General features: G+C 74.0%; 20 protein-coding genes and 1 pseudogene. 14 read left to right on the forward strand and 7 right to left on the reverse strand.

The features are described from left to right. The first annotated feature begins 10 nt into the window (after positions 1–10). The gene (locus tag ACFQZ6_RS03870; RefSeq protein ID WP_381604939.1) at positions 11–1,642 is read left to right on the forward strand and encodes an acyl-CoA dehydrogenase family protein; all 1,632 of its coding nucleotides are present in this window, start codon (positions 11–13) and stop codon (positions 1,640–1,642) included. Positions 1,643–1,666: 24 nt separating this feature from the next. Here the strand turns inward: ACFQZ6_RS03870 and ACFQZ6_RS03875 are convergent, their stop codons facing one another. After that, positions 1,667–2,254 carry an Rv1733c family protein gene (locus tag ACFQZ6_RS03875; RefSeq protein WP_381604940.1) on the reverse strand — a complete coding sequence of 196 codons (588 nt, stop codon included), beginning with the start codon at positions 2,252–2,254 and terminating at the stop codon, positions 1,667–1,669. 274 nt (positions 2,255–2,528) lie between these two features. On the opposite strand from ACFQZ6_RS03875, the gene ACFQZ6_RS03880 reads away from it, so the two are divergent. From ACFQZ6_RS03880 to ACFQZ6_RS03895, 4 genes are all read left to right on the forward strand, one after another. Further along, positions 2,529–3,623 (forward strand): WD40/YVTN/BNR-like repeat-containing protein, encoded by a 1,095-nt coding sequence (locus ACFQZ6_RS03880; RefSeq protein ID WP_381604941.1) that lies wholly within the window; start codon positions 2,529–2,531, stop codon positions 3,621–3,623. An 85-nt stretch (positions 3,624–3,708) separates the two neighbouring features. Beyond that, the gene (locus ACFQZ6_RS03885; RefSeq protein ID WP_381604942.1) at positions 3,709–4,386 is read left to right on the forward strand and encodes a uracil-DNA glycosylase; all 678 of its coding nucleotides are present in this window, start codon (positions 3,709–3,711) and stop codon (positions 4,384–4,386) included. Then, on the forward strand, positions 4,383–5,372 hold the full coding sequence (locus ACFQZ6_RS03890) for an N-acetylglucosamine kinase (protein ID WP_381604943.1): 990 nt from the start codon (positions 4,383–4,385) through the stop codon (positions 5,370–5,372). Before ACFQZ6_RS03885 ends, ACFQZ6_RS03890 begins: the two co-directional genes overlap by 4 nt. Before the next feature lie 161 nt (positions 5,373–5,533). Continuing rightward, entirely contained in the window at positions 5,534–6,460 is a 927-nt protein-coding gene (locus ACFQZ6_RS03895) for a sirohydrochlorin chelatase (protein ID WP_381604944.1), read from the forward strand. A gap of 74 nt (positions 6,461–6,534) precedes the next feature. Here the strand turns inward: ACFQZ6_RS03895 and ACFQZ6_RS03900 are convergent, their stop codons facing one another. Both ACFQZ6_RS03900 and ACFQZ6_RS03905 read right to left on the reverse strand, forming a co-directional pair. Then, the gene (locus tag ACFQZ6_RS03900; RefSeq protein WP_381604945.1) at positions 6,535–7,581 is read right to left on the reverse strand and encodes a lactonase family protein; all 1,047 of its coding nucleotides are present in this window, start codon (positions 7,579–7,581) and stop codon (positions 6,535–6,537) included. Positions 7,582–7,690: 109 nt separating this feature from the next. Further along, positions 7,691–9,367, reverse strand: a complete 1,677-nt coding sequence (locus ACFQZ6_RS03905; protein ID WP_381604946.1) for an FUSC family protein — start codon at positions 9,365–9,367, stop codon at positions 7,691–7,693. A gap of 270 nt (positions 9,368–9,637) precedes the next feature. On the opposite strand from ACFQZ6_RS03905, the gene ACFQZ6_RS03910 reads away from it, so the two are divergent. Beyond that, entirely contained in the window at positions 9,638–10,126 is a 489-nt protein-coding gene (locus ACFQZ6_RS03910; protein ID WP_381604947.1) for an Lrp/AsnC family transcriptional regulator, read from the forward strand. Positions 10,127–10,153: 27 nt separating this feature from the next. Continuing rightward, positions 10,154–10,849 carry an HAD family hydrolase gene (locus ACFQZ6_RS03915; RefSeq protein ID WP_381604948.1) on the forward strand — a complete coding sequence of 232 codons (696 nt, stop codon included), beginning with the start codon at positions 10,154–10,156 and terminating at the stop codon, positions 10,847–10,849. Between the two features lie 41 nt (positions 10,850–10,890). On the opposite strand, the gene ACFQZ6_RS03920 is transcribed toward ACFQZ6_RS03915, so the two are convergent. Beyond that, a complete protein-coding gene (locus ACFQZ6_RS03920) occupies positions 10,891–11,610 on the reverse strand; it encodes a LysR family substrate-binding domain-containing protein (RefSeq protein ID WP_381604949.1) in 720 nt (239 codons plus the stop codon). A gap of 83 nt (positions 11,611–11,693) precedes the next feature. On the opposite strand from ACFQZ6_RS03920, the gene ACFQZ6_RS03925 reads away from it, so the two are divergent. From ACFQZ6_RS03925 to ACFQZ6_RS03935, 3 genes and pseudogenes are all read left to right on the forward strand, one after another. After that, complete coding sequence (locus tag ACFQZ6_RS03925) at positions 11,694–12,089, forward strand: DUF5997 family protein (RefSeq protein ID WP_381604950.1); 396 nt, start codon at positions 11,694–11,696, stop codon at positions 12,087–12,089. Positions 12,090–12,200: 111 nt separating this feature from the next. Then, entirely contained in the window at positions 12,201–13,508 is a 1,308-nt protein-coding gene (locus tag ACFQZ6_RS03930; RefSeq protein ID WP_381604951.1) for a hypothetical protein, read from the forward strand. Positions 13,509–13,654: 146 nt separating this feature from the next. Further along, a pseudogene (locus ACFQZ6_RS03935) lies at positions 13,655–14,266 on the forward strand (AfsR/SARP family transcriptional regulator); the annotation flags it as partial. An 11-nt stretch (positions 14,267–14,277) separates the two neighbouring features. Here ACFQZ6_RS03935 and ACFQZ6_RS03940 read toward each other — a convergent pair. Continuing rightward, positions 14,278–14,700 (reverse strand): secondary thiamine-phosphate synthase enzyme YjbQ, encoded by a 423-nt coding sequence (locus ACFQZ6_RS03940; RefSeq protein ID WP_381618054.1) that lies wholly within the window; start codon positions 14,698–14,700, stop codon positions 14,278–14,280. 85 nt (positions 14,701–14,785) lie between these two features. Here ACFQZ6_RS03940 and ACFQZ6_RS03945 point away from each other — a divergent pair, with 85 nt between their 5' ends. Beyond that, a complete protein-coding gene (locus tag ACFQZ6_RS03945; RefSeq protein ID WP_381618056.1) occupies positions 14,786–15,868 on the forward strand; it encodes an NAD(P)-binding domain-containing protein in 1,083 nt (360 codons plus the stop codon). Between the two features lie 12 nt (positions 15,869–15,880). Here the strand turns inward: ACFQZ6_RS03945 and mltG are convergent, their stop codons facing one another. Then, entirely contained in the window at positions 15,881–16,693 is an 813-nt protein-coding gene (mltG, locus tag ACFQZ6_RS03950) for an endolytic transglycosylase MltG (protein ID WP_381618059.1), read from the reverse strand. Between the two features lie 175 nt (positions 16,694–16,868). Beyond that, positions 16,869–18,671 carry an ABC transporter ATP-binding protein gene (locus ACFQZ6_RS03955; protein ID WP_381604952.1) on the reverse strand — a complete coding sequence of 601 codons (1,803 nt, stop codon included), beginning with the start codon at positions 18,669–18,671 and terminating at the stop codon, positions 16,869–16,871. 278 nt (positions 18,672–18,949) lie between these two features. Here ACFQZ6_RS03955 and ACFQZ6_RS03960 point away from each other — a divergent pair, with 278 nt between their 5' ends. From ACFQZ6_RS03960 to ACFQZ6_RS03970, 3 genes are all read left to right on the forward strand, one after another. Next, entirely contained in the window at positions 18,950–19,375 is a 426-nt protein-coding gene (locus tag ACFQZ6_RS03960; RefSeq protein ID WP_381618062.1) for a MarR family winged helix-turn-helix transcriptional regulator, read from the forward strand. 390 nt (positions 19,376–19,765) lie between these two features. Further along, positions 19,766–21,610, forward strand: a complete 1,845-nt coding sequence (locus ACFQZ6_RS03965; RefSeq protein WP_381604953.1) for an ABC transporter transmembrane domain-containing protein — start codon at positions 19,766–19,768, stop codon at positions 21,608–21,610. Then, positions 21,607–23,388, forward strand: coding sequence for an ABC transporter ATP-binding protein (locus tag ACFQZ6_RS03970; protein ID WP_381604954.1), 1,782 nt, complete (start codon positions 21,607–21,609; stop codon positions 23,386–23,388). Before ACFQZ6_RS03965 ends, ACFQZ6_RS03970 begins: the two co-directional genes overlap by 4 nt. Positions 23,389–23,473 lie beyond the last annotated feature (85 nt).

Raw genomic sequence — 23,473 nt, forward strand, 5'->3', positions numbered from 1 at the left:
ACATGGCGCCATGACCGCCACCCATGACGTCACCAACCAGCCCCCTCCCCTGGCCCCGTACGACGCCTCCGACGACGCCGCCCTCCTGGAGGGCCTGCGCCGGGAGGGCGCCGGATGGGCCGAGGACGGCGTCCGGCGGCTCGGCCTGCGGGCCGGGAGCGCGCAGGCGCAGGAGTGGGGTGAGCTGGCCAACCGGCACAAGCCGGTGCTGCGCACCCACGACCGCTACGGCCACCGCGTCGACGAGGTCGACTTCCACCCGAGCTGGCACCACCTGATGCGGGTCGCGGTCGCCGAGGGCCTCGCGGGCGCGCCGTGGGCGGAGGACCGTCCGGGCGCCCACGTGGCCCGTACGGCGGGCGGGCTGGTCTGGGGCCACACCGAGGCCGGGCACGGCTGCCCCACGTCGATGACGTACGCGGCGGTCCCGGTGCTGCGCCGCGAGCCGGAGCTGGCGAAGCTCTACGAGCCGCTGCTGACCAGCCGGGAGTACGACCCCGGGCTGCGCGTCCCGGCGCAGAAGCGCGGTCTGCTGGCGGGCATGGGGATGACCGAGAAGCAGGGCGGCTCGGACGTACGGACCAACACGACGACGGCCACCCCGACGGCCGAGGAGGGCGTCTACACGCTGCGCGGGCACAAGTGGTTCACGTCGGCGCCGATGTGCGACGTGTTCCTGGTGCTGGCGCAGGCTCCGGGCGGGCTGTCCTGCTTCCTGGTGCCGCGCGTGCTGCCCGACGGCACCCGCAACGCCTTCCGCGTCCAGCGACTGAAGGACAAGCTGGGCAACCGGTCCAACGCCTCCTCGGAGCCGGAGTTCGACGGCACGGTGGCCTGGCTGGTCGGCCCGGAGGGGCAGGGCGTGAAGACCATCATCGAAATGGTCAACTGCACCCGCCTGGACTGCGTGATGGCCTCCGCGACGCTGATGCGCAAGACCCTCGTGGAGGCGGGCCACCACGCGCGGCACCGCGCCGCGTTCGGGGCCGCGCTCTCCGACCAGCCGCTGATGCGGAACGTGCTGGCCGACCTCGCCCTGGAGTCGGAGGCCGCCACCACCCTCGCCCTGCGGCTGGCGGGCGCCGCCGACCGGGCCGGGCGCGGGGACGACGCCGAGCGGGCGTTCCGCCGTATCGCCACCGCCGTGGGCAAGTACTGGGTCACCAAGCGGGGCCCCGCGTTCACCGCGGAGGCCCTGGAGTGCCTGGGCGGCAACGGCTACGTCGAGGAATCCGGGATGCCCCGGCACTACCGGGAGGCGCCGCTGCTGTCGATCTGGGAGGGCTCGGGCAACGTCAACGCCCTGGACGTGCTGCGGGCGCTGGGCCGTGAACCGGCCACCGCGGAGGCCCTGTTCGCGGAGCTGGCGCTCGCGCGGGGCGCCGACGCCCGGCTGGACGCGGCGGTGACCCGGCTCAAGGACGCGCTCACCGAAGCCTCCGAGGCGGGGGCCCGCCGTCTGGTGGAGCTGATGGCGCTCACCCTCCAGGCGTCCCTCCTGGTCCGCCACGCCCCGCCCGCGGTGGCCGACGCGTTCTGCGCGTCCCGGCTCGGCGGCGACTGGGGGCACGCGTTCGGCACGCTGCCCGCGACGGCGGACACGGGGGCGGTGCTGGGGCGGGCGCTGGGCTGGGAGGGCTGACCCGACCCCGGCGATACGCCCCCCTCACCCCGTCCGCCACCCCCGCAACGCGTCGAACCGGGCCCAGTCGACGTCCCACTGGTCAAGGCGCCGCTGCTCCAGACGGCACCGCGCGGCACGGCCCGCCAGGAGCGGGACCGCCGCCGCGCTCAGCCCGGCGAGACCGCCGACGACGGAGGCGTTCAGCCGGGCCTCGGACGCGGTGGCGGGCTCGGCCACCAGACGCCCCCGCCGGTCCGTCCACACGGTGACCGGCGTGCCCGCGGGGCTGCCGGGCCGCACCCGGAGCTGACCGGAGTGCGCGGAACCGTCCGGGCCGGTCCAGCGCGCCTTCGACCACACGCGCTCGCCCGCCACCGTGCCCGCGCCCGCCTCGCCGGGTGCGCGCCCGGCGAGGCGGGCGGTGGTGGGACGCCACTCGGCGCGTTCCCGTGCCAGCCGCTCCGCCACGGAGTGGGCCGCGGTCAGACCGGCGCACACCCCGACGAGGACGGTGAGCAGCCAGGCGCCGAGCAGCACCCAGCACTCCACGGTGTCGACCCGCCGCCGCAGCGGACCGCGCCGCCAGCGCCACAGCCACACCCTCGCAACCCCCCGCCCGCGGAACGCCATCGACGGCTTCCTCCTCGTGAGCGCGCGCACATCCCCGACCGCCCACTCCATACGGCGCCGAGGTCCCCGGTGCTCAGGACGCGCTCCCCCGCCCCGACGGTGCCACGGGCCCCGGCGGCCGCGCGGGAGGTGACCGGAACTGACCGCCCCTGACCGCTCCACGATCCGATTCCACCGCGCTGACCTGCGGCGCGGCCCGTTGGAGGGGTGACTGTCAGTGGTGGGGTGCAGACTGGCCGGTGTCTGAGACGAAGACGTCGCGGAGGTGATCGGCATGACCGAAGTCCTGCTCGCCGTGGGCACGCGCAAGGGCCTGTTCATCGGGCGCCGCAGCGGTGGCACAGGGGCATCCTGGGAGTTCGACGAGAGTCCGTATTTCAACGCGCAGGCCGTGTACTCGGTCGCCATCGACACCCGCGGCGACACCCCGCGCCTGCTGGCCGGGGGCGACAGCGCGCACTGGGGGCCGTCGGTGTTCCACTCCGACGACCTCGGCCGCACCTGGACCGAACCGGCCCAGCCCGCGGTCAGGTTCCCCAAGGACACGGAGGCGTCGCTGGAGCGCGTGTGGCAGTTGCACCCGGCCGCCGCGGAGCCGGACGTGGTGTACGCGGGCACGGAGCCCGCCGCGCTGTACCGCTCCGAGGACCGCGGCGAGAGCTTCGAGCTGGTGCGTCCGCTGTGGGAGCACCCGACCCGGTCGCAGTGGGTGCCGGGCGGCGGCGGTGAGGGTCTGCACACGGTGCTCACCGACCAGCGGGACCCGCGCGCGGTGACGGTGGCCGTGTCGACGGCCGGGGTCTTCCGCACCACGGACGGCGGCGCGAGCTGGGCCCCGTCCAACTCCGGTGTCTCGGCGGTGTTCCTGCCGGACCCCAACCCGGAGTTCGGGCAGTGCGTGCACAAGATCGCGCAGGACGCGGTGGCGCCGGACCGGCTCTACCTCCAGAACCACTGGGGGGTGTACCGCAGCGACGACGCGGGCGCGCACTGGACGGACATCGGCGAGGGGCTGCCGTCCACCTTCGGCTTCACCGTGGCCGCCCACCCGCACCGCGGTGACACCGCCTACGTCTTCCCGATCAACGCCGACTCCGACCGGGTGCCCGCGGGGCGGCGCTGCCGGGTGTTCCGCACGGCCGACGCGGGCAAGACCTGGGAGCCCCTGACGGCGGGCCTGCCCCAGGAGGACCACTACGGCACGGTGCTGCGCGACGCGATGTGCACGGACGGCGCCGACCCGGCGGGCGTCTACTTCGGCAACCGCAACGGCGAGGTGTTCGCCTCCGCCGACGACGGCGACAACTGGCGGCAACTGGCCGCGCACCTGCCGGACGTGCTGTGTGTGCGGGCGGCGGTCATCGGATGAGCCACGGCCGACCATCGGGCAGCCAACCACCCGGCCTCGCCCACCGGTTGAAGTCCGCCGCCCGTGCGGCAGTAGGGTGACGCCCGTGGCACCACGACCGTTGCATGAAATCGTCGAAGCGGGCTGGGCGAAGGCCCTGGAACCCGTCGCCGGGCGGATCGCCGAGATGGGTGACTTCCTGCGCGCGGAGATCGCCGCGGGACGCACCTACCTCCCGTCGGGGGCGAACGTCCTGCGGGCCTTCCAGCAGCCCTTCGACGAGGTGAGGGTCCTGATCGTCGGTCAGGACCCGTATCCGACCCCGGGGCACGCGGTGGGGCTGTCGTTCTCGGTCGCGCCCGAGGTGCGCCCGCTGCCCGGCAGCCTGCTCAACATCTACCGCGAGCTGCACACCGACCTGGGGCTGCCCCAGCCGTCCAACGGCGATCTGACGCCGTGGACGCGCCAGGGCGTCCTGCTCCTCAACAGGGCGCTCACCACGGCCCCGCGCAAGCCGGGCGCGCACCGCGGCAAGGGCTGGGAGGAGGTCACGGAGCAGGCGATACGGGCGCTGGCCGGGCGCGGCAAGCCGCTGGTGTCGATCCTGTGGGGCCGGGACGCCCGCAACTGCCGTCCGCTGCTCGGCGAGCTGCCGTCCGTGGAGTCCGCCCACCCCTCCCCCATGTCGGCCGACCGCGGCTTCTTCGGCTCCCGGCCGTTCAGCCGCGCCAACGACCTGCTGATCCGGCAGGGCGGCCAGCCGGTGGACTGGCGCCTGCCGTGACCGCACCCGGCGCGGAGGGCACCCGGGCCGTCCTCGCCGTGGACTCGGGAGGCTCCGGCCTCCGCGTGGTGGTCGCGACGGTGGGGCGCGGGGTGCTCGGGCAGCGGGAGTCCGCGGAGCCGGTGCGGACCGGCGCGCGCGGGATCGACCCCGGGCACCTGATGGCCCAACTGGTGCCCATGGTGCGTGCGCTGCGCGCGGAGACCGGCGTCGGCGCGCTGGCGTCGGCGGCGATCGGCGCCGCCGGTTTCGGCACCCTCGGGGACGCCCTGCGCGCCGACCTCCCCGCCCTGCTGGCCCGGGAGTTCGGGGTGCGCGAGGTCGCCCTCGCCGCCGACGCGGTCACCGCCTACGCCGGTGCGCTCGGGGCGCGGCCGGGCGCCGTGGTGGCCGCCGGGACGGGCCTCATCGCGCTCGGCACCGACCTGACGAGCTGGCGGCGGGCGGACGGCTGGGGCCATCTGCTGGGCGACTGCGGCAGCGGGGCGTGGATCGGGCGGGCCGGTCTGGAGGCGGCCCTGCGCGCGCACGACGGCCGGGACGGTGGCTCGACCGCTCTGCTGGCGTGCGCGGAGGACCAGTTCGGGCCGGTGACGGGGTTGCCGGGCCAGCTCTATCCGCGCCCGGACCGGCCCGCCGTCCTCGCCTCCTTCGCGCCCCGGGTGGCCGCCTGCGCGGACGGCGACCCGGTGGCCGCCGCCATCCTGCGCGCGGCGGCCGGGCACATGGCCGACTCGGCGTCCGCCGTCTGCCCGGCGCAAGGCGCACCGCAAGTGGCGCTGACGGGCGGCCTGTCCAAGATGGGCGCCCCGCTGCTCAGGCCCTTCGAGCAGGAACTGTCCCGGCGTCTGCCGCACGCGCGGCAGGTCGCGGCGGACGGCGATCCGCTGCTGGGCGCCGTACGCGTCGCCACCGATCTGGCGACCGGGAAGCTGGCTCTGCCGCGTGACGAGAAACTGTTGTACGTAGTGACCGGTCCGGGGTGAATCGGGAAGAGCACCCGTAGCAGCAGCGGCATCACATCAACGGATGAATAGGCCGATCGGTTCTGATTCGTAAGTAACTCATCAGACAAAACCGGACGGATACCGCTCACCTGCCCCCTCCCCGAACAGGGGAGCACCGGAAACAAGTAACATGCGGCGCCATGAGCTCCCCCACTGGGCCCGCGTCCGGCCTGCCAGTACGAATGCCGCGCCCCCGCCAGCCCGGGCGGCACCGCCGACCCGAGCCCCTGGCGGCTCCCGAGGGCGCGCCCGCGCTCGTCCTCGCGGTGCCCGGCACGCCCAGCGCCGCCACCCGCGGCCTGGCCGAGGAGATCGTGAGCATCGCCCGCTCCGAGCTGCCCGGCCTCGACGCGCGGATCGGTTACGTCGACGGTGACGACGAGGAGTTCCCCACGCTCCAGGCCGTCCTGTCGTACGCCGCCGACGAGCGCACCGCCCGCTATGAGCAGGCGCTCGCGGCCGGGGTGGAGGACGTCAAGGAGCCCGACGGTCCGGTCGCCGTGGTGGTGCCGCTGCTGGCCGGTCCGGACAGCGCGCTGCTGCGGCAGGTCCGGCAGGCCGTGATGGAGAGCCGCGTGGCGGCCGAGCTGACCGACGTGCTCGGTCCGCACCCGCTGCTCGCCGAGGCGCTGCACGTGCGGCTGTCGGAGGCGGGGCTGGCCCGCGCCGACCGCGCCCGGCTGTTCACGGTGGCGACCGCCGCCGACGGCATCGTGCTGGCCTCCGTGGGCGGTGAGGAGGCCGTGCAGGCGGCCGGGATCACCGGGATGCTGCTGGCCGCGCGGCTCGCGGTGCCGGTGATGGCCGCGGCCCTCGACCAGGAGGGTTCGATCACGTCCGTGGCCGAGCAGCTCCGGGCCGCGGGTTCGCAGCAGCTCGCGCTGGCGCCGTACCTGATCGGGCCGGAGATCGACGCGGCGCTGGTCGAGGAGGCCGCGAAGGAGGCGGGCTGCTCCGCCTCCGAGGCGCTCGGCCCGTACCCGGCGATCGGCAAGCTCGCGCTGGCCAAGTACACGACGGCGCTCGGCATCGCCCCGCAGCAGCCGCAGGGCGCGCCGGTGCGCTGACAGCCCGCACGCGCGCACGGGCCCGCTTCCCCTCACTAAGGGAAGCGGGCCCGTCGTCGTCCACGCCTACGGTGTCACCCGGCCGCCGTCTCCACCACCACGCACGACGCCGCGGGCACCCCGACGGACCCGGCGCGCACCGGCAGTCCGGTGTCGGGGTCGACGCGGAACCAGGTGACGTCGCCGGAGCGTTCGTTGGCGACGTACAGGACGCCGTCGGATTCGGTGAGCGCCCGGGGCCAGTGGCCGCCGCAGGGCACGGTCGCGGTGAGCCGCAGCGACTCGCCCTCGACGGCGAACACGGACAGCACGTCCTCGCCGCGGGTCGCGGTCCACACGAACCGGCCGTCGGGTGAGGCGACGACGCCGGACGGGTAGGCGTCCCCGCCCGGCGCGGTGGCCAGCACCGGCGTCTCGGCCAGCGGCTTGAGCGTGCCGTCGGCGGTGTCCCACCGGCAGACGGTGACGGCCGGGGTGAGTTCGCCCGCGACGTAGGCGTACCGCCCGGTCGGGTGGAAGACCAGGTGCCGGGGCCCGAAGCCGGGCCGCAGGGCGATCTCGCGGTGCGGTACGAGGGTGCCGTCGGTGAGGGTGCACACCCGCACGGAGTCGGTGCCGAGGTCCACGCTGACCGCCCACCGCCCGCTCGGGTCGGGCTGCACCTGGTGGGCGTGCGGCTGCTGTTGGCGCGGGGTGTGCGGCCCCGAGCCGTGGTGCTGGAGCACCCCGGAGGGGGCGTCCGCGAGACTGCCGTCCGGCCGCAGCGGCACGGCGGTGACGCTGCCGGAGCCGTAGTTGGCGGTCAGGACGTGCCCGGCGTGCACGCTGAGGTGAGTGGGCCCGCTCCCATCGACCGGAACGGGCTGCCCGGCGGGTTCGGGAACGTCGGAGGTGACGCGGTACGCGGCCACCGCGCCGTCGGTGGTCTCGCTGACCGCGTAGAGCATCCCGCCGTCGGGCGACAGGGCCAGGTAGGACGGGTCCGGCACGCCGTTCACCCTGCTCAGGACCGTCAGCGCGCCGCTGCGCGGCTCCACCGCGGCGGTCACCACGCCGGGGCCCCCGGCCGCCGTGAACGACCCGATGAACGCCCGCCGCTGCCGCCTGCCGCCGTCTGTCACCGCTGTCCCCTGTCCGTCGTGTGCCGTCCCGGAGCCGACGGTAGCAGCCGATCACGCTAGGTCTAGACCAAGCGGCGCCGCACGGTGTGCCCTGTCCGGAAACGGCCGGTCACGCCCCCACCAACGGCGATCCGGACGGCGCCCGCAGCGGCGTGGCCAGTTCCGTCAGCGCCCGCTCCAGGCCGTGCAGGTGACTGAGGGCGGGAGCGGAGGCGTCGGCGACGGGATGGGGGGCGACCGCGGGGGTCAGGCTCGCGGCACGGTTGATGACCTCGGGGGCCGGGGCCTCGGCACGGTCGACGACCGCGGAGGCCGGACCCGCGGCACGGTCGACGACCGCAGGCGCCGGACCCGCGGCACGGGCACTGACCTCGGAGGCCGGGCCCGCGGCCCGGTCGACAACCGCGGGCGCCGGACCCGCGGCACGGGTCCCGTCCGCCACCAGGGCCTCCACCGCCGCCTGCACCCGCCAGCAGGCGGCGGCCAGGCGGGCGTCGTGGGACGCCTCGGGGTCGGCGGCGACGCTGACGAGGCCGCGGATCTCGCGGGCGCAGTCGTCGAGCAGGGCGAGCACCCGGCGGGCGCGCCGCTTGCGGCCGAGCATCGGGTTGAGCGGGTGGACGAGCGGGGCGACGGCGAGCCGCACCCGGGCCAGGAGCTGCTCCAGCTCGGCCACGCCCGGCGCCGGGTCGGCGTCCACGGCGCCCGCGAGGCGCGCGGCGGTCGCGGCGGTGCAGGCGTGCACACAGCGCAGGGCGCGCTGGATCCAGGCGTCGGTGACGGCGTGGGTGGTGACCGGCAGCACGAACAGCACGGCGAGCACGGCGCCGAGGGCCCCGACGCCGGTCTCGGCGAGCCGCAGCGCCAGCAGGCCGGGGGTGAGGATGTCCAGCGCCCCGTAGAGCAGGCCCGCGAGCAGGGTCACGCTGAGCATCATCCAGGTGTAGGACACGGCGGCGGTGTAGAAGATCCCGAAGACGCAGACGGCGAGCAGCAGCACCGTCGGGACGGCCGCCCCGTGCAGCGGTACGGCGACCAGCAGGGCGACGCCGATGCCGAGGACCGTGCCGAGGACCCGGCGGAAGCCCCGTACGAGGGTCTCGCCGCGCGAGGTGGTGTTGACGAAGATCCACCAGGTGGCGCCGACCGCCCAGTACCAGCGCTGCCCGGACACCAGTTGCCCGACGACCAGCGCGAACGCCGCGCCCGCGGTCGCCTGCACGGCCTGCCGGGTGGTGATCCGCGCCAGCCCGGTCCCGACCGGCGGGGCGACGGCGGCGGGCGGCGGCAGTCGGCGTTCGTAGCACCACAGTCCGAACCGGACCACCGCGGCGGCGAGCACGGACAGCGTGACGGCGGCGTACAGCTCGGGCAGTTGCCCGGGGGCCGCGCGCAGGAACTGGGCGATGAAGTAGGTCATGAACGCGAACACGCCGAGGCTGTGGCCGCGCGGCCCCCAGCGGCGGGCGTAGACGCCCGCGCCGACCACGGCGAGGAAGGCGAGGTCGCGGGCCAGGGGGTGGTCGTGCAGCAGGGCCGCCGCGGTGAGCACCGGCACGCCGACGACGGGCAGCAGCGCGGTGGTGACCGCCTGCCCGCGCACGGTGGCGTCGGTGACCGTGAACAGGGCGAGGAGCGCGGCGAGACCGCCGGTGACCGCGCCGACGAGGGAGTGCCCGAGGAGGCCGCACGCCACGACGGCGAGCCCGATGCCGAGGACGGCCCGCGCGGCGAACCGCAGCCGTACGCGTCCCGGGTCCGGAGCCACGAACACCCTCTTCAGCACTGAACCCCACCCTTCGACCAGATCGGCCACACCGGCATGAAAAAGGCGCCGCGGGAATCCGCAGCGCCATCGACCCCCCTATGACAGCATCAAGTCCACCACTGGCTCAAGTGAGTCCCGTATCACTAGGCCATTGGCACAGGTCGAAGCGGCTTGCCACGGCCCCCGGAGGGCCAACGGACCACCCAGCACGGCTCAGCGCGCGTGCGGCCCGCTGGGCCATTGGTACAGTCGCCGGTGATCAACGAACGGAGCAGGAGGCCGGGCGTCATGGCCGTGGACGAACTCGACACCCGCATCCTGCGGCTGCTGCTGGAGCAGCCGCGCACCAGCGTGCGGGAGTACGCCCGCATCCTGGGGGTCGCCCGTGGCACGCTCCAGGCCCGCCTGGACCGGCTGGAGCGGGACGGCGTGATCACCGGCACGGGCCCCGCCCTCTCCCCCGCCGCCCTCGGCCATCCGGTGCTGGCGTTCGTGCACATCGAGGTCACCCAGGGGCACCTGGACGACGTCGGGGACGCGCTCGCCACGGTGCCGGAGATCGTCGAGGCGTTCTCCATCACAGGAGGCGGCGATCTGCTGACCCGGGTGGTGGCCCGCGACAACGCCCACCTGGAGGACGTGATCCAGAAGCTGATCAGCCTGCCCGGCGTCGTCCGCACCCGCAGCGAGGTCGCACTGCGCGAGCGCGTGCCGTACCGGCTGCTGCCCCTGGTGGCGTCGATCGGCCGGACGGCCGAGCCCGGCCCTCGACCGTGACCGTGACCTCCTTGGCATCATGACCCCATGAACCAGCTCGACGGCCTCGCGGTCATCTTCGATCTCGACGGAACACTCGTGGACAGCGAGCCCCTCTACTACGAGGCCGGACGGCTGACCCTCGCCGAGCATGGCGTACCGGACTTCTCCTGGGCCGACCACGAGCGGTACGTCGGCATCAGCACCCAGGAGACGGTCACCGACTGGAAGCGGCGGTACGGCATCACCGCCTCCGTGCCGGAGCTGCTGGCGGCCAAGAACCACCGCTACCTCGCGCTGGCCCGTGACGGGCTGCGCGTGTACCCGCGGATGCGCGAGTTCGTGGAGCTGCTGGCCGACGAAGGGGTGCCGATGGCCGTGGCCTCCGGTTCCTCACCGGAGGCGATCGCGGCGGTGCTGGCCGGTACGGGGCTGGACAGGTGGCTGCGGACGGTGGTCTCCGCGGACGAGGTGCCGTACGGCAAGCCCGCCCCGGACGTCTTCCTGGAGGCGGCCCGCCGCCTGGGCGTGGACCCGGCCCGCTGCGTGGTCGTGGAGGACGCGCCCGCGGGCGCCGCCGCCGCGCACGCGGCCGGGATGCGGTGCGTCGCGGTGCCGTACGTGGCCGCGCAGGCCGACGCCCCCGAGTTCGCCACCGCGGGCCTGCTGCTGCGCGGCGGGCAAGCGGAGTTCGACCCGCGCGACGCCCACGCGTGGCTGCGGCGCCCGACGACGTCCACCTGAGGAACGCCGCCCGCTCGCCAGAACCGTTGACCCGGAAGGGCTCAGGAGCGGCGGCGTGGCTTGCCCCGGCGGTTGCCCTTCTGGGCGGCGGCGGGCCGGGGGCCCTTGCGCGCCACCGGTTTCCGCTCCTTCGGCTGCTGCGGCTGGGTGCGGCCCCGGGTGCTGTTGACGGTCCGGCCGCGGACGATGCCGATGAAGTCCTCGACGAGGTCGGTCGTGGCCGCCTCCGGCCAGGACAGGGCGACGCTCGACTGCGGGGCGTCCACGACCGGCCGGTAGGTCAGGTCCCTGCGGTGGTGCAGCCGGGCCAGGGACTGCGGGACGAGGAGGACGCCGATGCCCGCGGCGACGAGTTCGACGGCGTCGGCCGTGGTGGCGGGGCGTTCGAAGGCGGGCTCGCCGGGCGGGCCCTGCTCCCAGCCGAGCACGTCGTCGAGGGGATGCAGGACGACCTCGTCGGCCACGTCCGCGACGGTCACCTCGTCGGCGGCGGTCAGCAGGTGGTCCTTGGGGACGATGACGACCGTCTCCTCGGTGTAGAGGGGGATCGCGCTGAACACCGTACGGTCCACCGGCAGCCGCACGATCCCCGCGTCCGCCGCGCCGTCGCGCAGCACCTCCGGCGCCTCGGCGGCGGTCACCTGGACGAGGTCCAGGGGCACGTCGGGCAGCCGCTCGCGCCAGACCCGCACCCACTTGCCGGGGGTCGCCCCGGGAACGTACGCGAGCCGGAACGAGGAGGGGGTGTCGGAGCCTGTCACCCCGCCAGGCTACCCGCCGTCGCGGACGGTACCGACGGTGACGGGGGCGGGAGCCCCGCCGCCCGGCGGATACCCTGGACACCATGAAGTCGCAGCAGAGCACCCAGACGATGAAGCCCGCGACCGCGGCGAAGAAGCTGGGTGTGTACCTCCCCGCCACCCCCGCCGAGTTCCAGGAGGGGACCGTCACGCGCGCCGAGCTGAACCAGCTCCAGGCCGAGCCGCCCGCGTGGCTGCGGGACCTGCGACGCACCGGCCCGCACCCGCGCCCCGTGGTCGCGGCGAAGCTCGGCGTCTCCATCGCCGGTCTCGCCCGCGGCGGGGTGACCGAGGCGCTCACCACCGAGCAGATCGAGGCGCTGAAGGCGGAACGCCCCGAGTGGCTGGAGAAGGAGCGCGCCACCCAGGCCGAGGTCCGCAAGGAGACGGCCCGCCTCAAGGAACGCGACGCGGAGCGGGCGACGCGGGACGGCCAGTAGCCGCGTCGGCTGTCTTAGCCGTCTCAACACTCTTAAATAGTCGAATTAACACTCTCAACCGTCGAACAAATGTGTTGATGATGAGGCCCGCCGTCATCGATGATCACGGGCATGTTCTCGCGGAAGAATCGTCGGCCCAGGAACGCCGAACTCCTCAGCGCCTGGGAGTCGTTGGACGCCGGGGACGTCCACGGCGCCCTGCGGCAGTTGCGCAGCGGCGCGGAGCGGCTGCCGCTCGGTGAGGTGGCGCTGGTGGTCCGCCGGGCCGCCGAGGGGGCGGGCTTCGACGACCTGCGGGAGGCCGCCGCCGCGCTCGCGGCCCGCCCCGCGCAGGCGAAGGCGCTGTACGAGTTCGGGTACGCCTGCGTCGAGCGCGGCCTGTCCGAACTCGCCGTCCCGGCGCTGCGGGAGGTGCTGCGGCACAACCCGGACGCGCTGGTCGTCGTACGGGAGCTGGTGTCGGCGTACGAGGACGTGGGGCGGCACCGCGAGGCGGTCGAGCTGCTCACCCGGCACGAGGGCGCCTTCGCCGACTGGCCGGACCGCTATCTGCTGGCCTACAACGCGATCATGGCGGGCGACCTCGCGCTGGCCCACCGCCAGCACGCGCTGCTGCCCGACCCCGAGGACCCGCAGTGGCGCCCCGCGCGGGACCGGCAGCGCCGGATGCTGGAGCGCGCGACCGCCGCGGCGTGCGTGAGCCCGCTGGACACCACCGACCTGCGCGGCTGGCAGTACGTGATCGGCGGCACGGTCCTCGGCACCCGCTCCCCGTACGGGTACGACGCCGGGATGACCGGACGCTACGCCTTCCTCCAGGACTCCCCCGAGCAGTGCCTGCGCGGCCTGCTGCGACTGCGGACGCTGCTGGCGGCGGCGGGGGTGCGCCCCCGGTCGGTGTCGCTGTTGCCGGACCGCGGCAGCCGGATCCTGGGCCTGGCCGCGGCCGAGCTGCTCGACCTCCCCGCCGAGCCGTTCACGGCCGGACGGGAGGACACGGTCGTAGTCGCCTACGACCTCAACGACGTCGCCCCCGACCTGCTCGACCAGCTCTTCGCCCGCGCCCCCGGCCAGGTCCTGCACGAACACGCGAGCTGCTGGACCGACGCCCCCGCGGTGGCCGCCGACAGCGTCGCGCTGCTGCACCAGACGGTGGTGGCCCCCTGGGACGGGCAGCTCCGCCAGGGCGCCGACGGCGGCCTCGAACGCGGCACGGCCGACGACCGTCCCGAGACCGTGCTGGCCGAGGAGATCGTGCGCTCGCACCCGGCCCCGGAGGCGGACGGCGGCGACACGGCACCGGCCGACCCCGACGAGACCTTCACCGCGTTCGTCGCGGCCGTCCGCGGCACGTGGCTGCGCGGCGACCGGGCGGGGCTGCGGTCGACCGGCCCGGTGCCCAGCTCACGGTTCGCGTAACAGTGAGATGAGTTCCGCGCATCTGTGCGTGCGCTGCCGGAACCGGCAGGAAGAAGCACACCCACCGGGGGGACATGGTGGAACTTCTCGCCCTGGGGCCGCTTGAGCTGTGGGACGGCCCTCAGCAGTACGAACTCGGATCGCTGATGCAGCGCCGTGTGCTCGCCGTCCTGGTGCACGCCCGGGGAGAACCGGTCTCCGTGGACATCCTGGTGGACCGCGTGTGGAACGAGGAGCCACCGCCAACGGCCCCGGACACCTTGCAGAGTTACGTGTCCCGGCTCCGCACACGATTACGCGAGGCCGTGGGCGAGGAGCAGGCGACGGTGCGTCGCGTCTCGCCCCGGCTGTACCAGTTGCCGGCCAACCCGGACGACATCGACCTGCTGTGCTTCCAGCGGCTGCGCGCGGACGCGGCGACCGCGGCGGCGCGGGGTGACCGTGAGCTGGCCATCGGGCGGCTGCGCACGGCGGAGGCGCGGTGGCGGGGCGACCCGCTGACCGAGTTCGCCGCCAACACCTGGGCGCTGACGACGCGGGCGCGCCTGGTGGAGGACCACCGCCGGGTGCGGGAGGAGCGCATCGCCCTGGAGCTGGAGCTGGGCCGTCACGCGGACCTCATCGGCGAACTCCAGGAACTGGCGACGCAGTCCCCGTTCGCCCAGCGGGTGATCGGCTGCCTGATGCTGGCGCTGTACCGCTCCGGGCGGCACGACGAAGCCCTGGCCGTGTACCGGGACACCCACACCAGGCTGCACGAGAGCCTCGATCAACTGAGAAAGCTGAGCCGCACCTTCCGCTCAGGGTTGTCCCGGTTGGTGTCGACCAGGCACACCGACTGCCAGGTGCCCAGTTCCAGTCGGCCGTTCAGGACGGGGAGGGTCGCGTGGGGTGGGACGAGGGCGGGGAGGACGTGGTCGCGGCCGTGGCCGGGGGTGCCGTGGCGGTGCTGCCAGCGGTCGTCGGCGGGCAGGAGGGTGTGCAGGGCGGCGAGGAGGTCGTCGTCGCTGCCCGCGCCGGTCTCGATCACGGCGATTCCGGCCGTGGCGTGCGGGACGAAGACGTTGAGGAGGCCGTCCCGGCCCCCGGCCGTCTCGCGCAGGAAGGTCTCGCAGTCCCGGGTGAGGTCGACCACGGTCTCGGAGGAGCCGGAGGCGATGTGCAGGACTCGGGTCGTGAACGCGTCTGACATGGCTTCCATCCTGGCCCATGGGGGCGACTGGTGGGGGGGTGGGAAGATCCAGGGCGGGGCGGCGGTTAGTAGAAACGTGAACGAGATGGGTGCGGGTGAGGTCGAGGTCGTCGTGATCGGCGCGGGACAGGCGGGACTGTCCGCCGCCTACCACCTGCGGCGCTCCGGTTTCGCACCGGACCGGGACTTCGTGGTCCTCGACCACTCCCCCGGGCCCGGCGGCGCCTGGCAGTTCCGGTGGCCGTCGCTGACGTACGGCAAGGTGCACGGGATGCACGCGCTGCCGGGGATGGAGCTGACCGGGGCGGATGCGGCGCGGCCGTCGGCGGAGGTGATCTCCGAGTACTTCGCGGCGTACGAGCGTACGTTCGATCTGCGAGTACGGCGGCCCGTCGACGTACGGGCCGTGCGGGAGGGCGACGGCGGGCGGCTGCTCGTCGAGACCTCGGCCGGGAACTGGGCGGCGCGGGCACTGGTCAACGCGACCGGCACCTGGGACCGGCCGTTCTGGCCGCGCTACCCGGGGCAGGAGACCTTCCGCGGGCGGCAACTGCACACCGCGCGGTACCCCGGGCCACGGGCGTTCGCCGGGCAGCGGGTGGTCGTGGTGGGCGGCGGCGCGTCCGGGACCCAGCACCTGCTGGAGATCGCCCCGTACGCGGCGGCCACCACCTGGGTGACCCGGCGTCCACCGGTCTTCGTCGAGGGCCCCCTGGACGAGAACGCGGGGCGCGCGGCGGTCGCGCGGGTGGAGGAGCGGGTGAAGCGCGGGCTGCCGCCGAGGAGCGTGGTGTCGGTGACCGGGCTGCCGCTCAACGACGCGATCCGGGAAGGGCTGGCGAGTGGCGTGCTGGACCGGCAGCCGATGTTCGACCGGATCGTCCCCGACGGGGTGGAGTGGCGCGACGGACGGCATGTGACCGCCGACGTGATCCTCTGGGCGACCGGCTTCCGCGCCGCCATCGACCATCTCGCGCCGCTGCGGCTGCGGGAGCCGGGCGGCGGCATCCGGATCGAGGGAACCCGCGCGGTCGCCGATCCGCGGGTCCACCTGGTCGGCTACGGCCCTTCGGCGAGCACCATCGGCGCCAACCGGGCGGGCCGGGCGGCCGTACGGGACATCAGGCGGCTGCTGGCCGGGGAGGCCGTGGAACCGGCCGCCGCGTGACGCCCCGCCGGGTCACCGCGGCGCGGACCGCCCGCTCTTCTGCCGGGCGTTGAACTCGGCGACGTTGCGCTGGTGCTCGGCGTAGTCGGCGGTGAAGCGGGTGTCGCCGGGCTTGACGGTGACGAAGTACAGCCAGTCCCCCGGCGTCGGGTTGATCGCGGCCCGCACCGCCTCCTCGCCCGGGTTGTCGATGGGCGTGGGCGGCAGGCCCATGCGCTGGTACGAGTTGTAGGGGCTGTCCATCCGGGTGTCGCGCACCGTGGTGTGCAGCGAGGCGCGGTTCAGCGCGTAGTTGAGGGTGGAGTCCATCTGGAGCGGCATACCGCGCTCCAGGCGGTTGAAGACGACCCGGGCCACCTTCCCCATGTCCTCCTTGGTGGCGGCCTCGGCCTGGATGATGCTGGCGATGGTGACGGCCTGGTAGACGTTCATGGCGTTGCGCTGCGCCCCGGCGGCGATCGGGGCGCCGTTGAACTTCTTGTTGGCGGTGTCGACCATCAGCGACAGCAACTGCTCCGGCGTCGACTTCTCCTGGAGCGGATACGTCGCCGGGTACAGGTAGCCCTCCGGGTTGCCCTCGGCGTCGTTGGGGAGCTTCAGGCGGGCCTTGTCCAGGGACTTCCCGGTCGTGCCCGGGGGCAGGGCGAGGACCTTGTCGACGGCGGCGTACACCTGCGTCGCGCGCCAGCCCTCCGGGATCACCAGCGTGGTGGGCCTGCCGTCCTCGTCCCCGGTCAGGGTCAGCAGCGGCACCGCCACGGCGGTACCCGCCACGACGGCCCCGGCCGCGATGAGGGCGATACGGCCCCGGCGCGTCAGTCGGATCGCGCGCGCCGTGCCTCTCGGATTCCGCGCACTTCCCGTGCTCTGCGTGCTCTCCGTGCTCCCTGTACCGCCCTTGCTCCCCGTGTTCCTCGTACTTCTCGCGCTCCGTGGCGGCGGAGTGTTCGTCTGCATGGGGGCACGTTAACCCGCATAACGCCGCGAACCCGGCATATCGTCAGCTTGTCGGCTCCAGTCGGGCGTCCCGGCGCACCAGCGAGGCGTACCGCCCGCCCAGCTCCAACAACTCCTCGTGCGTGCCGCGTTCCACCGCGCGCCCGCCGTCGAGGACCACGATCTGGTCGGCGCTCCGAATGGTGGACAGCCGGTGCGCGATGGTGAGGGTGGTGCGGTTGGCCGACAGCGCGTCGATGGCCTCCTGCACCGCGTGCTCGGTGCGGGTGTCCAGGGCGCTGGTCGCCTCGTCGAGAAGGAGCACCGGCGGATCGCGCAGGATGGTGCGGGCGATGGCCAGGCGCTGCTTCTCGCCGCCGGAGAAGCGGTGGCCGCGCTCGCCGACGACCGTGTCGTAGCCGTCCGGGAGCGAGGCGATGTGGTCGTGGATCTGCGCCGCCTTCGCCGCCGCGCGCAGTTCCTCGTCGGTGGCGTCGGGCCGGGCGAAGCGCAGGTTCTCGGCGACGGTGGCGTGGAAGAGGTACGTCTCCTGCGAGACGACGCCGACCGCGCGGGCCAGGGTGTCGAAGTCGAGGTCGCGCACGTCGACGCCGTCGAGGGTGACCCGGCCGCCCGTCACGTCGTACAGCCGCGGCACCAGGTAGCCCAGCGTGGACTTGCCCGCGCCGGTCGGGCCGACGATGGCGAGGCTGCCGCCCGCGGGGACGGTGACGTCGATGCCGTCGAGGACGGGGGCGCCCTCGGCGTCGTAGCGGAACTCGACGTCCTCGAAGCGGACCTCGCCCTTGACGCGGTCCAGGTGGACCGGCCGTTCGCGCTCGGTGATGTCTATCGGCAGGTCGAGGTACTCGAAGATCCGCTGGAAGAGGGCGAGGGATGCCTGGATCTGGACGCCGGTGCCGAGCAGGCTGACGGCCGGGCGGAACAGGCCCTGCTGGAGGGAGACGAAGGCGACGATCGTGCCGATGGAGACCGCCGGGCCGCCGAAGTGCAGGGCGAAGCCCGCGGTCCAGTAGATGACGGCGGGCATCGCCGCCATGACGATCGTGATGACGGCCATCCGCCAGCGGCCCGCCATGTTCGACCGCACCTCCAGGTCGACCAGGCGCTCGGACTCGTCGGAGAAGGCGCGGGTCAGGGAGTCGGAGCGGCCCATCGTGCGGCCGAGGAGGATGCCGCTGACCGAGAGGGACTCGGTGACCGTGGCCGCCATCGCGGCCATCTGCTTCTGGCGCTGGGTGGTGATCCTCTTGCGTTCGTTGCCGACCCGGCGGCTGATCCAGACGAACACCGGCAGCAGGAGCAGCGAGACCACGGTCAGCCGCCAGTCGAGGGCGAGCATCGCGAGGATCGTGGCCACCACGCTGGTGAAGTTGGCGACCAGTGAGGTGGCGGTGGAGGTGACGGTGGCCTGCATCCCGCCGATGTCGTTGGCGATGCGGGACTGCACCTCGCCGGTGCGCGTGCGGGTGAAGAACGCCAGCGACATGCGCTGGAGGCGGCCGTAGACGGCGGTGCGCAGGTCGTGCATCACGCGCTGGCCGACCGTGGTGGAGATCAGCGTCTGGAGCACGCCGAAGACGCTGGTGAGAACCGCGCCGACGATCATGCCGAGGGCGAGCAGGGTGAGCAGGCCGGTGCGGCCCTCGGGGATGGCGACGTCGAGTATCGCCTTCAGCAGGAACGGCGTGGCGACCGAGACCAGCGACGAGGCGCCGACCAGCAGGCCGACGACGGCGAGTCGGCCGCGGTAGGGACGGAAGAGGCTCAGGATGCGGCGCCACTGGCGGGGCTGGTCCTCGGCTTCGGCGGGCGGGGTCCACTGGGGTGCGTGGTCGGGGTGCATGGGCTCCTACGGTGGGTGAGACGGCGCCGGGCGGCGCTCGACGGATCCTAGCTCATTGTTACCTATGCTCACAATGAACAACGTCCTGATATTGTTCCCGCATGACCCAACCCGCGTTCGACGACTCCGACGGTTCGAAGGGCCCGGGCGGCCCTGGAAGCTTCGAGGGCTCCAACGGCTTCGCAGTCCCCGAAGGCTCGAAGGGCTTTGAGGGCCCTCAGGGTTTTGAAGGATCTGAAGGCTCGCAGGACTCTGAGGGGTCTGAGGGGTCTGAGGGCCTGCTCGCCGAGCAACTGCTGCGGCTGACGCGGCGCGTGTACCGCATCCAGAAGCGGCATCTGGAGCGGCACGAGCTGGGCATCACGCCCGCGCAGTCGAGGTTGCTGCGCACGCTCGCGCACTTCGGGTCGCCGCCACGGATGGCCGACCTCGCCGCGCGCCTTGAGGTGGTGCCGCGTGCCGTGACGACGCTGGTCGACGCGCTGGAGGCGGGCGGCAGGGTGCGCCGGGTGCCGGATCCGGCCAATCGCCGGGTGATCCGGATCGAACTGACGGACGAGGGCCATCGCGCCCTGCGCGAACTGCACGCCGCCCGCCGGTCGGCCGCGGAGGAGATCCTCGCGCCGCTGACGGAGGAGCAGCGCGGGGTCCTGGGCGGACTGCTGGACACGCTGGTCGACGGGGCACCCGTGCCAGGGTGCTGAGCCGGTCCGCGGCGCCGGGGAGCGAGACGGGGCGGGACGAGCCGTTCCGCGCGGGGCGAGGGGCTCCGTCCGGGGCGGGGCGGTTCCGCACGGGGCGGGGCGGTTCCGTGAAGGGCGGGCGAGCTCCGTACGGGGCGGGGGGCTCCGTCCTGGGACGTGCCGGTCCCGCGCTGGGCGGGGCGAGTTCCGCGCTGGGCGGGGCGGGTTCCGCGCGGGGCGGGGCGGTTCCATGCGAGGCCTGCCGGTTCCGTGCGGTGTCGTCGAAAACCGTTTGCCATTGACCACTCCACGGAGTGAACCTTGCACGGTTTGCGACCGCTCCGCGCGGTCGGGCGCGCACCGCCGCCCGCCCAACTCCGTCCACCCCCTGACACGAGCCACTGGGACGTCATGCAGATCCAAGACCTTCCCTATCCCGACCCTGGCGTGCCGGACGCACGTTCGGGGCCTCGATTCCTGTGGTGGCTCGGCCGGAACCAGTTGCGCGGTCAGCTGAAGTCCCTGGCCTGGGGCCTGCTGCACTTCCTGTCCGTGTCATCACTGCCCTTCTGTGTCGGTGTGGCCGTCCAGGCAGTCGTGGACCGGTCCGGTGAACGGCTCGCCCTGGCGGGCGGACTGCTGGCGCTGGCCTGCGCGGGCAACGCGATCGGCGACACCTTCCTGCACCGCGCCGCCATCACCAACTGGATCACCGCCGCCGCCCGCGTCCAGCAACTGCTGGCCCGCAAGACCGCCTACCTGGGTTCGGCGCTGACCCGGCGGGTGGCGGCCGGTGAGGTCGTGGCCGTGTCCACCGGCGACGTCGAGAAGATCGGCTGGTTCGTGGAGGCCATCTCCCGGTTCACCGCCGCCGCGGTGACGATCGTGGTGGTCTGCGCCGCGCTCCTCGTCTACCAGCCCGCCCTCGGTGTCGTCGTCGCCGTCGGCCTGCCGGTGCTGGCGCTGGCCGTGCTGCCGCTGCTGCCGCGCGCCACCCGGCGCGCCGACTTCCAGCGGGAGAAGGCGGGCCGCGCCACCGAACTGGCCTCGGACACCGTCGCCGGACTGCGCGTCCTGCGCGGCATCGGCGGCGAGGAACTCTTCCTCGACCGCTACCGCCGCGCCTCCCAGGACGTGCGCCACGCCGCCGTGCGCAGCGCCCGCATGTGGTCCCTGATCTCCGCGATCCAGGTACTGCTGCCGGGACTGCTGCTGGTCGCCGTGGTCTGGTACGGCGTCCATCTGGCCCGCGAGGGCCGGATCACCGTAGGTGAACTCGTCACCGTCTACAGCTCGGTGATGATCATGACGTACCCACTGCGCCACTTCGAAGAGATCGCCATGGCCTACTCCTTCTCCCGGCCCTCCGCCAAGCGGGCCGCCCGGGTGCTGTCCCTGGAGCGGGCCACGGACGCGGGCGGGTCGCGCGACGCCGAGCTGCCCGCGGGCGACCTGTACGACCCGGCCACCGGGCTGCTCGCCCCCTCCGGACTGCTCACCGCGGTGGTCTGCGGGGACCCGGACGCGGCCGGGCGGCTCGCGGAGCGGCTGGGCGGCCACCCGTCCGAGCCGGGCCCCTCGGTCCTGCTGGACGGCACCCCGCTCGACGAGCTGCCGCTCGACTCCGCCCGCACCGCCGTCCTCGTCCAGGACAAGGACCCGGTGCTGCTCTCCGGAACGCTGCGGGAACTGCTCGACGTGCCCGCCTCCGGTGCCGTCGGCGCCGAGGAGGCGCTCGCGGCCGCGCAGTGCGGGGACGTCCTGGCCGCGCTGGTCGAGGGGTCGCTGGGCGCCGAGGACCCGCTGGACGCCCGGATCACCGAGCGCGGACGGTCCCTGTCGGGCGGCCAGCGCCAGCGGCTCGCCCTGGCCCGGTCGCTGATCACCGACCCCGAGGTGCTGGTGCTGGACGAGCCGACCTCCGCCGTCGACTCCCACACCGAGGCGCGGATCGCGGAGGGCGTACGGGAGCTGCGGACGGGCCGTACGACGGTGGTGTTCACCTCCTCACCGCTGCTGCTCGACCGCGCGGACCGGGTCGTCCTCGTGCACGAGGGCACCGTCGCCGCGGTCGGCCCGCACCGGGAGCTGGTGCACACCGACCCCCGGTACCGGGCGGTGGTCACACGCGAGACCGACGAGGAGACCGCCCTCGGCGACCTGCGTGAGCGGGCCGTCGACAGCGGGGCGGACACCCGCCGCGAACTGGACGAACTGGGACTTGACGAGCTGGAAGAGATCGAGGAGACCGCATGATCGGCGTGGCGCCACCGGCGTACGACCCGGCGGCCCCGACGACGGCACACACGCTGCCCGTCGGCGCCCCCACGACCGTACGGGCCTACGTGGCCGAACTCTTCCGCCGCCACCGGCGGGCCTTCCTGCTCCTCGTCGCCGTCAACACCGTGGCCGTCGTCGCCTCGATGGCCGGGCCCTGGCTGCTGGGCGGCCTCGTCGAGCGGGTCTCCGACGACGCCGAGGAACTGCGCCTGGAACTCACCGCCGGGCTGTTCGTGGTGGCGCTGCTGGTGCAGGCGTTCTTCGTGCGGCAGGTGCGGCTGCGCGGCGCGATGCTCGGGGAGCGGATGCTCGCCGATCTGCGCGAGGACTTCCTCATCCGCTCGGTCGGGCTGCCGCCGGGAGTGCTGGAGCGGGCCGGGACCGGCGACCTGCTCTCCCGGATCACCACCGACATCGACCGGCTCGCCAACGCGATGCGCGAGGCCGTGCCACAGCTCGCCATCGGCGTGGTGTGGGCGGCGCTGCTGCTGGGCGGGCTGGTCGTCACCGCGCCGCCGCTCGGGGCCGCCGTGCTGCTCGCCGTGCCGCTGCTGGTGGTCGGCTGCCGCTGGTACTTCCGGCGGGCGCCGTCCGCCTACCGCTCCGAGGCCGCCGGGTACGCGGCCGTCGCCGCCGCGCTCGCCGAGACCGTGGACGCCGGGCGCACCGTCGAGGCGCACCGCCTCGGCGACCGCCGCGTCCAACTGTCGGACCAGCGCATCCGCGAATGGACCGCGTGGGAGCGGTACACGTTGTGGCTGCGCTCGGTGCTCTTCCCGGTCATCAACGTCACCCATGTGACCGTGCTGGCCTCCGTCCTGATGATCGGCGGTGTCTTCGTCCTCCAGGGCTGGATCGGCGTGGGCCAGTTGACGACCGGTGCGCTGATCGCGCAGATGCTCGTCGACCCGGTCGGGCTGATCCTGCGCTGGTACGACGAACTCCAGGTGGCGCAGGTGTCGCTGGCCCGACTGGTCGGCGTCCGGGACATCGAGCCCGCCGAGGGGGACGCCTCGGTCGCCCCGGACGGGCGTGACGTGCACGCCGAGCGGGTGCACTTCGGTTACCGCGAGGGCGTCGACGTGCTGCGCCAGGTCTCCCTCGACGTCGCCCCCGGCACCCGGCTGGCCCTGGTGGGCCCCTCCGGCGCGGGCAAGTCCACCCTGGGCAGGCTGCTCGCCGGGATCTACGCGCCCCGCGACGGCCGGATCACCCTCGGCGGCGCCGAACTGTCCCGGATGCCCGCCGAACGCGTCCGCTCCCACGTGGCCCTGGTCAACCAGGAACACCATGTCTTCGTCGGCTCCCTGCGCGACAACCTCCGGCTGGCCCGCGCCGACGCGGGTGACGCCGAACTGTGGGCGGCGCTGGGCGCCGTCGACGCGGAGAGTTGGGCCCGTGGCCTGGACGAAGGGCTGGACACCGAGGTCGGCTCCGGCGGGTTCGCCCTGACCCCGGCGCAGGCCCAGCAGATCGCCCTGGCCCGGCTGGTCCTCGCCGACCCGCACACGCTGGTCCTCGACGAGGCGACCTCCCTGCTCGACCCGCGCGCGGCCCGTCACCTGGAACGGTCCCTCGCCCGCGTCCTCGACGGCCGGACCGTCATAGCCATCGCCCACCGCCTGCACACCGCCCATGACGCCGACGTCATCGCCGTCGTCGAGGACGGCCGCATCAGCGAACTGGGCAGCCATGACGACCTGGTCGCGGCGGACGGCGCGTACGCGGCGCTGTGGCGGTCCTGGCATGGGTGAGAGGCGTTCGCAGCCGACGGAGAGTGGCCTGCCTGACGCCGGGAGAGGCTGGGCGGCTGCCCTCCGCGGCGCGGGCCGCGCGGCT

Source organism: Streptomyces flavalbus, from assembly GCF_042674625.1.
In the GTDB taxonomy this organism is placed as follows: Bacteria; Actinomycetota; Actinomycetes; order Streptomycetales; family Streptomycetaceae; genus Streptomyces; species Streptomyces flavalbus.